This is a genomic window from Acetobacter estunensis (assembly GCF_019083805.1).
GTDB classification, from domain to species: domain Bacteria; phylum Pseudomonadota; class Alphaproteobacteria; order Acetobacterales; family Acetobacteraceae; genus Acetobacter; species Acetobacter estunensis_A.
Genome location: NZ_JAHRDV010000008.1, coordinates 98,809 through 113,315, shown reverse-complemented (window position 1 = coordinate 113,315; position 14,507 = coordinate 98,809). Strand labels below are relative to the sequence as shown.

Below are 14,507 nucleotides of genomic sequence, written 5' to 3'. Positions count from 1 at the left end.
AGATCGTATTGTCACGGTGTGATCGCCCATGAATGCTGGAGAGAACGGTCCCGCGCGCGCGCGTCTACGGTTTGATGGCGTCTGGCGGGCGGTGGAAGATGGGTGGAAGATTTGGACAAAAATATATTTTCCGCTCGAGCGATGCCGGAAATTATTAGAGCAAGAAAGATAAAGAATGTAGCAGTGGTGATCGTCGGTGCGGAAAGGCAGGCCGTTGTGAGATAGCCCATGATGGCGGCACTACTTCCCTTGATGACCTGAATATCCTCCAGCTTCCGGCCCATCCGTCGCAATGGCCTGACGTGGGACATGATGCGCCATCCGAACCAGACGAGCCCCAGCATGCCGGGAACGCCGATGGCGGCCAGAAGGCCTGGGATCAGGCTTGATGAACGATTGTTTCCCCACCCAACACCAAAGCCGAATGTATCCAGTGCCGCCTGCAGACTGTCGAGATCGGTGGAACTGCGTGCATTATAGGAATCGCTGTCCTGTTTGTTCGTTACACTGTCAATTATTGTTCCAAGACTGTTGAGAATGTCGGGAACCATGACGATCACGAGGACAGAAAGGATTATACTGACGATGAGAAACTGGAGAGCCCGTCGTTTGATGATGGGCAGGAAGCGTTTCGCATGAATTGTGAGACCCATGAGGACCACGATCAGCGCCCCAATTCCCAGAGAGACGACACCAGTTGCTGATGTGGACAGAAAGACGCCCATGATGGCGGTTCCCAAAGTGATTTTGGCAAAGATTCCCGGGAAATCATTGAGGATCAGCCATCCTGAACAAAAGGCGCCAGCCGCCATGTAGCCGCCAAACGCGGATGGTTCTGAAAAAGTTGCATTGATTCGTGGAAGAGAACCGATTGTCTGTTCGGTCAGGATCGACCATCCCGGGTTCGAATAAAGTAAGTCGGAAGGAAATGGGACATGCGCGAGATGGTTCGCGAGTTGCCATATGCCGAAACCAAAGGCGAGCAGAACACTGGCCAGATACGTACGTAGAATGATTATGGGTCGAAAGGGACGCCCAGGAGATCCTTGCCGTGTTGTGTATAGCGCGACCATGACGAAAATGGTGATGTTGAGGATGAGGTAAAGATTCTGGTTGAGATTGGCCGAACTGGGAGAAAGAAGGGTGATGACGAAAGGTGGCGTTGATTTCTGCGGCCATACATAGGCACGCCCTTCAAACAGCCGAGGGCTAAGCCATGACGTCAGGATTGCCCACCCGGCGACGGCAATAAGTGGAATAGCAAGCGGCCAGACCCGCGCACGACCGGGATAGCGGGCGCCCAGAAGAAACTGTCCACCTATATAAGAAACCATGGTCAGGGCGGGCAGTGTGTTTGGCGCGATCCCGAAACCGCCGATAGTGATGGCAGCGCTGGCTTCGAAGATTCCCGTAATGACCATGAGTTGCATCAGTCGTTCCGGCCGGTTCATCCATATGAGGCAGAGAGGTGCCAGAGCCAGGAAGAAAAGTGTGATCCCCACGAGACTTCCTTCCACCGCGTTCCTGCGGCGTTGCACATTGGATGTTCAGATAGGACGAATCGAAAAGATAGACCGAATGCGTTGGATGTATTAGCAATCATTGTCTGCGTTTCGAACGCGAATCAAGTTCTTTTCAGTTTGTATCTTCCTGTCGGAAATGGATGGGAAGGCGATCTCTGATTGGCGATAGGGGGATGCCAGTCAGCAAGAAGCCTTCACCACCCGGAGGGGACACCATGAGAACGTTTATTTCCGCGATTGTTGGAAGGCAGATGCCACGTATTACGTTATCCATAGCAAGGAACTTTCTTGTTCTTGGAACGCTTTGGCACGTCGGATTTTGTGCAATCGCACGTGGAACGTCACAAAGTGATGTTCTTGATCTGACGGGGCGCTCTCTGATCTTTAGTGAGGAATTCGACCATCTAAGTGTGTCGCCACATGGGCCGGACACGATCTGGAGCGCCCATACTCCATGGGGTGGAGATTTCGGTGATGCCACCTTTCGTGACAAGGAACCGGGTCTGCCGTTCAATGTTCGAGATGGCATCCTGCGGATCGAAATGCGCAGGGCAGCGGATGGGAAATGGCAATCCGGTCTGCTGTCGTCTTCTTCTGGTTATGGTCGTGGCTTTACTGCTCCTTACGGCTATTTTGAGATGCGTGCGCGCCTACCTGCAGGCGAAGGGGTATGGCCCGCTTTCTGGCTTGATGAACTGACGCAGGCAGGAACGGGGAAACATTCTTTGGAAGTTGATATCCTTGAGCATTATGGAAAATTTCCTGCGGCTTATAACGTGACCGTTACGGAGCGGAATCCAGAAAACAGCCGTGAAAACCATTCAGTCATGCATATTCAGACGGTTCCAAGTGGCAGCCTGTCGAAGGCGTTTCACACCTATGGGGCGGAGGTGACGCCGCAATGGGTGATTGCCTATTTTGATCGTCGGGAGATTTGGCGCACTCCTACTCCTCCACGGCCTCTTGCAGGGTTGGATATACTTGTCGATCTTGGTTTAGGTGGCGGTTGGCCGATCGACAAGACGCCGAGTCCATCAATCATGGAAGTTGATTATATCCGTGTTTATCAGGGCAGGACGGTGCCATGAAGATTGTCGTCGGTATTGCGACCGCTGGGCGGGCCGCTGTTCTTGTGGAAATGCTTTGTAATCTTGGGCGCCAGATCCGTCAGCCTGAGGAGGTGGTGGTCTGTGCCCCGTCCGAAGAGGATATTCTGGGAGTGGCAGGGGTATGTCCCAATTTACGCACGATTGTGGGTCCGCGCGGGTTAACGCGGCAGAGGAATGCCATCATTGCGGCTGTTCCTGATGCCGATATCGTCATGTTTTTCGATGATGATTTTTTAGCGGAGGCGTCTTACCTTCAGGCGGTTGAGGCACATATGAGCGTGAACAACCGCACAGTTATTGTGACAGGCAGGGTTCTTGCCGACGGGATCAAAGGGCCCGGTTTAGGCGTAGCAGAGGGGCAGGCACTTCTGGCTGCCGGTGAGCAAAGGAAAATGTCATCGGAACCAGAGCCTGTTTTTACCGGATATGGCTGTAACATGGCGCTGCGTCTGGCGCCTATGCGCGTTTTCGGTCTTTCGTTTGATGAGCGGTTGCCGCTTTATGGATGGCAGGAAGATGTGGATCTGTCGCGTCGGCTTGCTGCTCATGGTGACGTCATGCGTCTGCCGGATGCAAAAGGTGTTCATCTTGGCGTAAAACGTGGCCGGAGTTCCGGGATCAAGTTGGGATATTCGCAGATTGCCAACCCGCTTTATATCGCGGCAAAAGAGCAGGGCTATCCGCGAGTGCGGGCATGGGAGCATATTGTTCGTAATCTGCTTGCCAATATTGTAAGAACCCTTCGTCCCGAACCTTATATAGACAGACGAGGTCGTCTTTTCGGAAATATTCTTGCTTTCTTCGACCTTGTGCGTGGACGGATGAGGCCGGAACGGGTGGCGGATTTATGACATGCAGTTTGCTTCGGTCTCCTTTCCCTCTGAATGATCGTGTAGGCGCATGATCCAGACAATACTTGCGGCGATAGGTGCCTATATCACACTCAGTTTTCCGATTGCCCTGCTGATTGGCCGCTGGATCAGGATTTCACGCAAAAAATGATTGCGCGGACAGCAAGATTGTTAGTGATATTTTGAGGTGATCTTCTGAACTGACAGGTGACTGTCTGATGGTGTCTTGATTATTCGGGAAGACCTGTCAGTCGCAGTGCCGCGGCGAGCTTTGCATGGGCTTTTATTGGTAGATAGGGATGACTCGCCAGCACGCGCCGGGTCGTGAAGGTTGGGTCGAGTGCCAGAAGTCGGGCAAGAATGTCAGAGCGTTCGGGCGTGTTTCCCTCGGTTGTCAGTGCCACGAGGTGGTAGACGAGTGCAGATGGAAGTTGTGGATAGAAGGCCGTGAACATCCGTCCAATCCGGCTTGCTTCCTTGGGCATGTCAGCCAGAAAAAGATAAAGGATCACACAAGGATCCATCGCGAGGCTCAGCGGATGCCCGTTTCCGGACACGCAGTAATGTTTAAGAAGAGCGCGCGCCATTTTCTCTCGCTCATTCAGCAAGGCGAGGCGGGCTTGTAATATCCGATACGGGGCGAGCCAAGCCTGAAAAGGGCTTTCATCGGTGATTTGAAACGTGGAGAGCAAGGCATCAGCCGTTTCAGCGTAACCGGGAATGTGAGAATATACGAAAGCAAGTAAAAAGTTACGGCTGAGGTTGTGTTGTGAAAGAACGGCTACGTGCTGTGCTGCGATCAGGGTGCGCGTTATGCCGGTTTCGTAGTCGTTCGAAAGGAAAGCATCGGTGCGTGTTATTTCCAGTATAGTGCGGGCGATGGCGACGAGTGGTTGGTTCGGGCCGAGCCATTCTGCGAATTTAAGAAGAGTTTCGGCTTCTTGTAGGGCATGAGGGTGTGCTTGTAAAAGTATGACCAATGCTCTGGCCGCCATTTGGTTCGGAGTCAGTGTCTGGATGCTGACTTTGAGAGTGCTTCGGGCATGACGTAAAATGATAGTCCATTGAGCCGATAATGCCGCTTGGGAAAGCAGGGAGTCTGCGAGAGCCGGGTTTTGCCGGGTACCCATTGGCAGGCTCGTGCGTATTATCCAGATTATTTCGCCTTCATTCTGCACGTCGATCAGTCGTAGAAGTAAGGCCATGTGTTCCTGTGTGCTGTTCGCATCGGGATGCAGGCTACCAGTCCAGAGAAAATCAACGTTTTTTTGGCGAAGGGTCTCGATCCAGTCGGTCGTCGTGTTCAATTCCTCGTGGGAAGAGCGCGTGACAACCAGTCTGAAAGCATCGGAACCGACGAATAATGCATGCAGTTGGCTTCCCAGTTCATCTGCGAGAGCTGTCAAAGACGGGTCTTTTGTCTCAAGTGGCATAAAAGCAAGGATCAGAGGGCCATCTTTGTATAGAGAAGAAGATACGGATTCGTTTTCTGTGTTTTGTGAAGACGGTCTGATCTCGGATGCCTCGCATGAATATGAGGGTTCCAAGATGGAAACCCCGTTCTTCTGTGAAGGAAATCCCGTAAGGTGCGGTAAATTGTGGTCGTGAAACGGTTTGAGGCTAGCCCATGTAGGTGGAAAAAGGGAAGGAGAAGCCACATCGCCGGAAGCGGAATTGTGTTGATGTGAAGATGATGTCGGAATCGATATGCATATTGGATCGTTTTCGGCTGTCTGCGCAGATTTCATGAGATGTTGAAAATGACGGGAAAAACGCTCCCGGTGGGTGTGGAGCCAGAGATCGAAGGCAGGATCTATTCCGTACAGGTCGGCAAACAGCATCTCTTCTGGTTCGGCTGAGTTATCCAACATGCTGATGTTTCCGGCATAAATCTCTTCGATATCGACGGATGCGCAACCCGGTTTAAGCATGAGTGTATGACGTCCGCACTCGATAATCTCTGGGCCTGAAGGTTGGAGAAGATCAAGCAGGCGGCGGATTTCCTGCCGCAAGGAAGCACGTGCGAGGTCGGTTGGGCGTTTGCTCCATAGAAGTTCAGTCAAGCGCTGACGTGTTACGGGCTTACGGTTCGATAGGGCGAGAACGGCCAGTAATGCGCGTGTCCGTCGCGCACCTGCGGGAAGAATGTTCTTGCTTGTCGCGGTCATGGCAACCGTGTGCCCGATCAGTCGGATGTGCAGGATATTTGACTGCGTTGTCGGCACGTCATGTTAACTCCTCGTTCACAGAGCCTGTTGTATTTTGGTCTGTGTAAAAATGATCTTTAGGTGAAAAATCACGATAGGTTATTGTTAAACGACCGTATTTTCTAAACGGCATGAAACGTAACGCTCACCATCGTGAGAAGACGCACAAAAAACTGATATCCAACACTTTATAGAATTACCAAAATTCATCGTTTCCCGATGTAACGAAATATTGCGTGAAAAAATGGTATTTTTCCGTGATATCCACCTCGGTCTCCTGTTTTCGATTCGCATCTACTCTCCATAATTCTCGCATTTACGTGATCGAAGGCACGTGCGACGGAAGGGACGCTTCCGTGGTTTTGTGGAAAAAAGAATGATTCCATGGAGAAAATTATCTTTTCGCAGTTACCTGGCGATGAGATACAAACGCGAGCGCGTTCGAAGAAAGAGTAAAAATACAGTATAAGTTGCTTTTATTATTGCGCGTCTATCCTACATACACGCAACATCCTCGTCATGCGGTCATGCCAGAGAGGTAGTGATATCTCATCGAGATCACACCGCTTCAACTTGCCTGCCAGCTTCATTCTTCGCTGATGACGAGGTGCTCGTATGTCTGGTCTGCGACAAGAAACATACATAGGGACGGCCTTTATCGCGGACGATGCGATGGCTGTCATTTCCAATCCAGGACTTGTCAATGTGCAAGTCGCCGGGTCTGATATGGCCGTACCGATCCGAGATCCGCGTAAACGTGCGGTGGATATCGTGATTGCGATAACGATGTTGTTTCTCGCTCTCCCTGTCATGCTGATTATCGTCGCTCTGATCCGACGTGACGGAGGGGATGCACTGTTCGGTCATGAGCGCATTGGCGAGAATGGACGGACTTTTCGTTGTCTCAAATTCAGAAGCATGGTCATGAACGCGGATGAAGCGTTGAAGACCCTTTTGGAACGAGATGAAGCGGCCCGAGAGGAATGGGTCAGCACTCGAAAACTGCGTCATGATCCACGCATTACCCGTCTGGGGCGTTTCCTGCGGGAGAGTAGCCTCGATGAGCTTCCGCAATTACTGAATGTTCTGTTCGGTGACATGAGTCTGGTCGGGCCGCGCCCGATCGTCCGTGACGAGGTTGAACGCTATGGCGATAATATTGCCTATTATTATGCGACCCGCCCCGGTCTGACCGGTTTATGGCAGGTCAGTGGACGCAGCGATACCAGTTATGAACAGCGCGTGGCACTTGATAGTGCCTATGTCATGAACTGGACGTTTTCAAAAGATGTATTGATCCTCCTGAAAACCATCCCCGCCGTGCTGCGGCACGACGGCGCACATTAGGAGGCACCGATGACGATGTTGTCTCTTCGTGACGAAGCCTTCGTCGGTCCGTCACCACTGCCGCTTGCGACCACAGTGGCGGAGCATGTGCCGCTGAGTCAGGGGCTGGGTGTCCTGCGACGCAGGCGTTGGACCGTGGCGCTGATTACGGCCGGACTGTTCATTCCCCTTGCGGCAGTGATCCTTTCCATTCCGCGCTATTACGAAACCCAGTCTTCGCTTCTTGTGGATACTGGGAAGACGGAGTTTACGGATCTTCAGGCTCATGGTGGTGCCGTGACCGGCGACACGCTCATGATTCACAGCCAGACCGACATTCTCCTCTCGCGAGACATGGCGGGAAAGGTGGTGGATCGCATCGATCTTGTTCACCGGCCAGAACTTCAGCGGTTGATCCATCCTCCCGCGACTTCCACGGGCGTATGGGGAATAATTGACGATGTGCGGCATCGGTTGGGTTTTGATCGTGTCCGTCCACCACCGCTTACAGCGGCGGAGCAAAGACAACTCGCGGTCGACTGGTTGCTGGGGCATGTTTCGATCCGCAACGATGGTCGTTCGTATACGATTGCGATCATTGCCAAGACGAACGATACAGCGTTGAGCGCCAAGATCGCGAATGCCTATGCTTCTGTCTATCTGGATTTTATGCGCGATCTCAAAATCACGACGTTGGATCATGCCCATGCGTGGTTGAACGGACAGATCGGCGTGTTGCAATCCCGTGTGGCCGAGGCAGAAGGCCGTGTCGAGGAGTTCCGGCGCGCACACGGACTGATTCTGAGTCAGGAGGTCTCGCGCGATGGCGATCAGACCACGTTGACGGGGCGCCGGATGAGTCGTGTCGATATTGCACTGACGGAGGCATCCAACAAACTGGCCGAGCAGCAGAGCATCTATGATCAGGTACAGGCAGCGCGACATGGCGGTTCGCTCGGCGCTTTGCCGGCTGTGGTGGCATCACCGCTTGTTCAACGTCTTTCGGGTGAACTTGCAGAACTGGAAAAACAACGGGCAGGCCTAGAAGCAACCGATATGTCGGAAAGCCCGCGTCTGGTTCGGCTTGCCTCCTCGATTGCCGGTCTTCGCGCTCAAATCGGCGCGGAAGAGAGCCATATTGCCGGAAGCTTGCGCGCTCAACTCGAAGCGACCCGTGCAGAGGTGGCTACACTGGAAGGGCGTGTGCATGACCTCAAGGGGGCGGTGGCGGGCGAAAATGTCGCTGAAGTGCAGCTTCGTCAGCTCGTCAGTGAGGCGGAGGCCGCTCGCGCGGTCTATCGCGACTATCTCACCCGGTTCGAGCAGACGTCGGCACAGGCAGCGATGCAGGAGCCGGATGCCGTGCTTATTTCGTACGCGCAGACTCCTCTCGGGCCTTCAGGACCCCATCGTGGGCAGTTGATTGGCGCAGGGGGGCTCGTGTCGCTCGCGCTGGGATGCCTTGGTGCGATCATGCTTGAGAGGCGGAGGCCCGGTGTACGCACGCTGGAACAACTTGAGCAGAGAACAACGCTGTTTCCGCTTGGCGTTGTCCCTTTCGCGGGGAGAGAGCGCCGGCCACTTCTGGAATCGCGGGTCTCGTCCTACACGCTTTCTATCGATCATATCTGCAACATGTTGCGTCATGGCGACGACCGTTTTCGTGCGCAGGTCGTACTTGTGACCTCCGCATTGCCGGGTGAAGGCAAGACGTTTCTTTCCGTAGCGCTGGCCGCGAGCACCGCGCGGAACGACGGCCGGGCTCTCATCATCGATGCGGATATTCGCCGCAATCAGGTCGGTGTGTCGATCCGACCAAACTTCCGTCCGCCGCAAGAAGGGGCGACGGGTGCGCCCGGGCTGCCCGGACTCACGCGGGATATCTTGAGCAATGTCGATCTCATTACACTGCGTGGTACGCGGACCAGCGGAAATGGGCGGTATCTTCTCGATCTGAAAAAACTCGGCGCGATCATCGCGGAAGCGCGAACTCTCTACGATCTTATTCTTGTTGATATGCCACCGGCATTGGTCATTCCGGATGCTGCGGCCGCAGGGCGTTTAGTGGATGGTGCCGTCATCGCCGTGCGGTGGCAGCGAACGGAAATGGATGCCGTCCTGACCACCATGCGCCGGCTGCATGCATGTGGCGTACGGGTGCTGGGTGGCATTCTTACTCAGGCGGACATGAACGACCTTGGGCGGGACAGCGGGATGCATGCTTATCTGGCACAGGAGCCGTATGGTTATGACAACGCATGACGAGCGGGTGCTTCCTGTTTATCTAAACGGACGCTTCTTGCGACAGACGCTGAGTGGTGTTCAGCGTTTCGCCACTGAAATTTCTGCCGGACTTGTGCGCCAAGGGGTGATCTCAGAGGTCGTGGTTCCTCCTGCTCATAAGGAAGAAAGGAGAGATATCCGAAAAAGTTTCGGAAATATACCTGTCAAAGAAGCTGGGTTTGCGAGTGGACATGTTTGGGAGCAGACCTCTTTGCCATGGGCAAGCGCTGACGGTCTTCTGGTCAATCTCGGCAATACCGCGCCATTGTTGGCACGACGACAGATTGTCGTGATCCATGACTGCGGGTGGGCGAGTGTGCCGGAAGCCTATTCCGCGCGCTTTCGGACGATTTATCGCGTGATGCAGATGGCTCTGGTTGCGAGAGGTGTGAGGATCATCACGGTGTCGGAGTTTGCTCGGAGTGAGATCATGCGTCATCTCGGCGCACGTCCTGACCAGGTCTCCGTCATTCCGGAAGGCGGCGAGCATATAAGATCCGTTCCGGCTGATGCGACGGTTCTTGCTGCCAATGATCTGCGACCGGGTGGTTATGTGCTTGTCGTGGGGAACCTCGTTGCGCACAAGAACCTGCGGATTCTGGCAGGATTGGGCGAAAAGTTGGAGGCACGCGGCCTGACGCTCGCCATCGTGGGGGCCTCGCGGGACGGGATATTCCAGCAGCAGGGGGTAGATAGCATGCCTCGGGCGGCACGCTATCTCGGTCGGGTATCGGATGGCGCTCTGCGGGCGCTGTATGAGCATGCGGCCTGTTTCGTGTTTCCCTCCCGTTATGAAGGGTTCGGATTGCCAGCGGTCGAGGCGATGGCGTGCGCTTGTCCAGTTGTCGCAAGTGATATTCCGGTTCTGCGCGAAATCTGCGGAGATGCCGCTCTTTTCGCTGATCCATGCTCGCAGAACGATTTCACGCGCCAAGTTCTACGCGTTTTTGATGAGAGCGGAGTGGCGGAGCGACTCCGGAGGGCCGGAGCAGCACGTTTGCTGCACTACAACTGGACGCAGGCCAGTTCGGCCATGGCGGATATCATTGCTACGGCCCGATGTGGCGCTCCAGCATCTTCCTGTTCGTCTTTTGGCATGGAGGCATCTAGATGATGCACATTGCAAAGACCCTATCGGGACAACAGGGTGCCGGAAGTAAAAAACCGGGGCTGAAGGTTGCCGTAATCCATGAATGGTTGGAGAAACATGCTGGGTCGGAGCGTGTTCTGGAACAGATTCTGCTCTGCTATCCTTCGGCCGATGTCTTCGTTGTCGCGGATTTCATGGTGGAGAAGCATCGTGGATTTCTAAAGGGGCATAAAGTAAAATCGTCATTTGTTCAGAAACTTCCCTTTGCACGAAAACATTTCCGAAAATTTCTTGGTCTTATGCCGCTGGCGGTCGAACAATTCGATCTGACAGGATATGACCTTGTGATTTCCAGTCATCATGCGGTCGCAAAAGGCGTTATCACCGGACCAGACCAATTGCATGTCAGCTACGTTCATAGCCCGATGCGCTACGCTTGGGATCTTCAGACGCGGTATCTGGAAGAGCGAGGACTGCGTTGGGGAATAATGGGACTCTATACGCGATGGCTCCTTCATCGGTTGCGGAACTGGGATGCGCGGTCAGCGGCGGGGGTGGATCTGTTCGTCGCCAACTCGCACTATATTGCACGACGGGTGCAAAAGGTCTGGCGGCGAGAGGCGTTGATACTCAATCCGCCCGTTGCTGTCGATAAATTTTGTCTTTCTCCCGAAAAACAGGATTTTTATCTCGTTGTTTCGCGGTTTGTTCCTTATAAGCGTATTGATCTGATTGCCGCAGCGTTCAGTAAAATGCCCGATCGTCGGCTCGTCATCGTCGGTGAAGGAGAGGGAGAGTCTGCGGTCAGAGCCGCTGCCCTTGGCTGCGCCAATATCGAAATTCGCAAGCCAGTGAGAACTGATGAGTTGATCGCTCTTATGGGGCGGGCGCGTGCATTTGTTTTCGCTGCGGCAGAGGATTTTGGAATCGTGATGGCGGAAGCGCAGGCATGTGGCACGCCGGTCATTGCTTATGGTGTGGGTGGTGCATGCGATATCGTGATTGACGACGGTGTAACTGATTCGACCGGCGTGCTGTTTTCCGAACAGACAGCAGAAGCTATTGTTGCCGCCGTACAAAGATTCGAACAGAATTACCACCGTATTCATTCTGAAACTTGTCGTGCCAATGCCATGCGTTTCTCGGAGGAGACATTCCGCCGGCGATTTATGGAAATTGTCGATGACGCCATAACCGCGCGCGCCGTCCAGTCTTCCTATGCAGCAGCTCCGATGAGGAGGGGGCAGGATATGGAAGCCATTACGGCCGATCGTCCGAGCGCACTGCAATATCAAGTATGATTGAGGGCAGGTTATATGAACGATTTATCGCAACCGCGCAGGACAATAGTTCACCTGTCAAAGCATTGCGGTCGTGGGAATGGCAATGTGCATGTGGCGGTGGATCTTGCGTGTGAACAGGCAAGAGCTGGACACACCGTCTATTTCTGTAGCGGCGAAGGGACATTTGTTCCGCTGCTGGAGCGAGAAGGTGTTCACTATCGGTTTTTCGCGCAAGATCAGAAGAAGCCTGCTGCGCTGTTGGGCTCCATGGTGGCGTTGACGCGGCTCTGTCGTACAGCCAGCGTGGATATTCTCCATGCCCATATGATGGGCGGTGTTGTAGTCGGTGCTGTTGCCTCACGCCTTGCGAATGTTCCATTGGTGGCAACGGTCCATAATTCTTTCGATCGCCATTCGGTCCTGATGCGGCTGGGAGACAGGGTTGTCGCTGTTAGCGAGGCGGATCGCAAAGCACTTGTCGAGCGTGGTTTTTCACCGGATCGCACGCGGGTGGTGTGGAATGCTCCTGTTGCGTCGGTCAGGAATGCGCATTCAGAGGAAGATGTATCCAGATCTGTACCCAAGCTTTCTCATCCTAATATTGTAATGATCTGTGGTCTTCATGCTCGAAAAGGGGTGTTCGACGTTATTGAAGCGGCCACGATGCTTTTGCCTTCGATGCCTGAGTGGACGCTCTACATAGCCGGAGAAGGCCCTGATCGGGTCTATCTCGAGCAGAGAGTTATGGCTGCAGGGCTGACTGACCGGATTGTTTTTCTTGGTTATGTGGAACATCCGGAGGCTCTTTATAGCCAGACCGATATCTTTGTTCTGGCCTCCTATGCCGACCCAGGCAGTCTGACGATTGGAGAGGCGCGTGCAGCAGGATGCGCAATCGTTGCGACCTCGGTTGGCGGCACGCCAGAAATGCTGGAGTTCGGGGCGGCTGGCTGTCTGATCCCGCCGGGACGCTCCGATATTCTGGCGCGTGAACTTGGTGTGATTATGCGAGATCCATCCCGGCGTGAGACCATGAGAAAAGCGGCTCGTCGCGGAGCGGAAATTTTCGATGTGAAACGACTGGTGCCTGATTATATGCGCATCTACGAAGAAGTTATCAGGAGGCCCCGTATCAAAACAAAGCACCGGACTGCAGCTTCGGACACGAATATGGGCCGTGCGTTCAAGACAATGGCGGGGCAGCAGGAGGGCGCATGTCCGAAATAACGCAATCTGCCAATATTGGCGCGCGCGCGGCAACTGGTGCGGCGCTGATGGTCGTGGCGCGTCTGCTGACACGGGCGATTGATCTTGGCAGCATGCTGGTTCTGACCCGTATCTTGCTTCCTGCTGATTTTGGTCTGGTGGCGATTGCGGGCAGTCTCTGCGCCATGATGGAAACGATCCTGGAACTTCAGATCAATCAGGCGCTCTTGCGTTTACCGGTTGTCGGCCGTTCGTATTACGACACCGCTTTTACAATTGGCCTGATCCGCGGTGCGGTTCTTATGGCCATTCTCGTGCTCAGCGCAATTCCTCTTGCACGTTTCTATCATGACGTCCGTCTGTTGCCGCTTGTGTGCTTTCTTGGGCTAAGTCCAGTCATGCGAGGGATTATGAGTCCCCGCATGGTCGTGTTCCAAAAGAATCTTAGTTTCTACCGTGATTTTGCCATTGAGATTTCCGGAAAGAGCATCAGCTTCATTTTCGGTACCGCAATGGCGCTTCTCACGCATAGTTACTGGGCCATCGCACTGAATACGGTAATGTATTCTGGAGCCATGATGGTACAATCCTACTGTTTTGCACCTTACCGACCACGCTTGACGCTACGTGAATTTCACGTTTTTACGGGTTTTATAGGATGGCTGACGGTCGCACAGATTGTCAGTGCCCTTAACTGGCAGTTCGAACGTCTACTGCTGGGAAAGGTCATGAGTCGGTCTGGACTAGGTATGTTCTCGACTGCGGTCGATATTACGAATATCCCTTTTCTAGCCCTATTCGGACCGATGTCGCGGCCTTTGCTGGCGGCGTTCTCCCATCTTGCTGACAACAGGGAAAAATTGGCTGCCAGTTATCAGAAAACATCGATTGCAATGGCGACGGTGGGACTGCCTCTGTTGGTTGGGGAAAGTCTGGTTGCAGACAGCGCTGTTCGTGTGATTGTGGGGCCTGCCTGGATGGGAGCTGCTCCAATGGTCCGCTGGCTGGCTTTGAGCCTTACACCGGCAGTGTTCACACTAGCAACCTGGCCACTATTGCTGGCGTTTGGACGAACGCAAGCTCTTCTGCGACGCAATCTTTTGGAATTCGGTATCAAATTTCCATTGGCAGTTTGTGGTGTCCTGTGGATAGGATTTTCGGCTATCATTGCTGCACGTTTCGCGTCAGAACTCGCTTCCGATATTTTCGGCCTCTTTCTTGTTCGTAGTCTAACCGATCTCGGCGTATGGGAGCAGGTGCTGGGGTGGAAACGTAGTGCCGGTGCGGTCCTGTTTATGGCGATGGTGGTGGAAGGATTGAAATGGTTTCTGCCACCTGTCGATACACTGGCGCATGCTGTGATTGATCTCTTTTCTTGCAGTGTATGTGGGATAGTTGCTTATGTGGGAGGGCTTTATGCGCTCTGGTTTGCCGAGGGTCGCCCGAATAGCATCGAGAAACTGGTTTTTGATCGTTCTTGTATAATACTGTCTTCTTTGAAGGAACGAAGAAGTGTCATGTCACGCAAGAACGTATCATTTTCGATTGGGAAGCCTGCTGTGGAGCATGGTTCTCAAGATACTTTAAACTGAAAATCTGTTGATTTTCTTTTGTACCGAAAAATCTATT

At 53.6% G+C, this 14,507-nt stretch carries 10 protein-coding genes; 8 read left to right on the top strand and 2 right to left on the bottom strand.

Annotated elements, in window-relative coordinates:
• Positions 1–11 precede the first annotated feature (11 nt).
• Positions 12–1,502 (bottom strand): O-antigen ligase family protein, encoded by a 1,491-nt coding sequence (locus KUA11_RS17865; protein ID WP_217410430.1) that lies wholly within the window; start codon positions 1,500–1,502, stop codon positions 12–14.
• 236 nt (positions 1,503–1,738) lie between these two features.
• On the opposite strand from KUA11_RS17865, the gene KUA11_RS11505 reads away from it, so the two are divergent.
• Positions 1,739–2,611 carry a glycoside hydrolase family 16 protein gene (locus tag KUA11_RS11505; protein ID WP_217410429.1) on the top strand — a complete coding sequence of 291 codons (873 nt, stop codon included), beginning with the start codon at positions 1,739–1,741 and terminating at the stop codon, positions 2,609–2,611.
• Positions 2,608–3,483, top strand: coding sequence for a glycosyltransferase family 2 protein (locus KUA11_RS11500; RefSeq protein WP_217410428.1), 876 nt, complete (start codon positions 2,608–2,610; stop codon positions 3,481–3,483). Before KUA11_RS11505 ends, KUA11_RS11500 begins: the two co-directional genes overlap by 4 nt.
• A gap of 230 nt (positions 3,484–3,713) precedes the next feature.
• Here the strand turns inward: KUA11_RS11500 and KUA11_RS11495 are convergent, their stop codons facing one another.
• Complete coding sequence (locus KUA11_RS11495; protein ID WP_217410427.1) at positions 3,714–5,708, bottom strand: AfsR/SARP family transcriptional regulator; 1,995 nt, start codon at positions 5,706–5,708, stop codon at positions 3,714–3,716.
• Between the two features lie 654 nt (positions 5,709–6,362).
• On the opposite strand from KUA11_RS11495, the gene KUA11_RS11490 reads away from it, so the two are divergent.
• Genes KUA11_RS11490 through KUA11_RS11465 form a run of 6 tightly spaced genes read left to right on the top strand, consistent with a single transcriptional unit; the run spans position 6,363 to position 14,470 of the window.
• Positions 6,363–7,037, top strand: coding sequence for a sugar transferase (locus tag KUA11_RS11490; RefSeq protein WP_254454878.1), 675 nt, complete (start codon positions 6,363–6,365; stop codon positions 7,035–7,037).
• A 9-nt stretch (positions 7,038–7,046) separates the two neighbouring features.
• Entirely contained in the window at positions 7,047–9,278 is a 2,232-nt protein-coding gene (locus KUA11_RS11485; protein ID WP_217410425.1) for a GumC family protein, read from the top strand.
• On the top strand, positions 9,235–10,413 hold the full coding sequence (locus KUA11_RS11480; protein WP_368041006.1) for a glycosyltransferase family 4 protein: 1,179 nt from the start codon (positions 9,235–9,237) through the stop codon (positions 10,411–10,413). Before KUA11_RS11485 ends, KUA11_RS11480 begins: the two co-directional genes overlap by 44 nt.
• Entirely contained in the window at positions 10,410–11,690 is a 1,281-nt protein-coding gene (locus tag KUA11_RS11475) for a glycosyltransferase (protein WP_368041005.1), read from the top strand. Before KUA11_RS11480 ends, KUA11_RS11475 begins: the two co-directional genes overlap by 4 nt.
• A gap of 15 nt (positions 11,691–11,705) precedes the next feature.
• A complete protein-coding gene (locus KUA11_RS11470) occupies positions 11,706–12,899 on the top strand; it encodes a glycosyltransferase family 4 protein (RefSeq protein ID WP_217410423.1) in 1,194 nt (397 codons plus the stop codon).
• Positions 12,887–14,470, top strand: a complete 1,584-nt coding sequence (locus tag KUA11_RS11465) for a lipopolysaccharide biosynthesis protein (protein WP_217410422.1) — start codon at positions 12,887–12,889, stop codon at positions 14,468–14,470. The genes KUA11_RS11470 and KUA11_RS11465 overlap by 13 nt, the downstream gene beginning before the upstream one ends.
• The last annotated feature ends 37 nt before the right edge of the window (positions 14,471–14,507 follow it).

What these genes read in the sequence shown, in the direction of transcription:
- KUA11_RS11505 (WP_217410429.1), top strand. Translation starts at nt 1,739, where the DNA reads ATGAGAACGTTTATTTCCGCGATTGTTGGAAGGCAGATGCCACGTATT.
- KUA11_RS11500 (WP_217410428.1), top strand. Translation starts at nt 2,608, where the DNA reads ATGAAGATTGTCGTCGGTATTGCGACCGCTGGGCGGGCCGCTGTTCTT.
- KUA11_RS11490 (WP_254454878.1), top strand. Translation starts at nt 6,363, where the DNA reads ATGGCTGTCATTTCCAATCCAGGACTTGTCAATGTGCAAGTCGCCGGG.
- KUA11_RS11485 (WP_217410425.1), top strand. Translation starts at nt 7,047, where the DNA reads ATGACGATGTTGTCTCTTCGTGACGAAGCCTTCGTCGGTCCGTCACCA.
- KUA11_RS11480 (WP_368041006.1), top strand. Translation starts at nt 9,235, where the DNA reads ATGCTTATCTGGCACAGGAGCCGTATGGTTATGACAACGCATGACGAG.
- KUA11_RS11475 (WP_368041005.1), top strand. Translation starts at nt 10,410, where the DNA reads ATGATGCACATTGCAAAGACCCTATCGGGACAACAGGGTGCCGGAAGT.
- KUA11_RS11470 (WP_217410423.1), top strand. Translation starts at nt 11,706, where the DNA reads ATGAACGATTTATCGCAACCGCGCAGGACAATAGTTCACCTGTCAAAG.
- KUA11_RS11465 (WP_217410422.1), top strand. Translation starts at nt 12,887, where the DNA reads ATGTCCGAAATAACGCAATCTGCCAATATTGGCGCGCGCGCGGCAACT.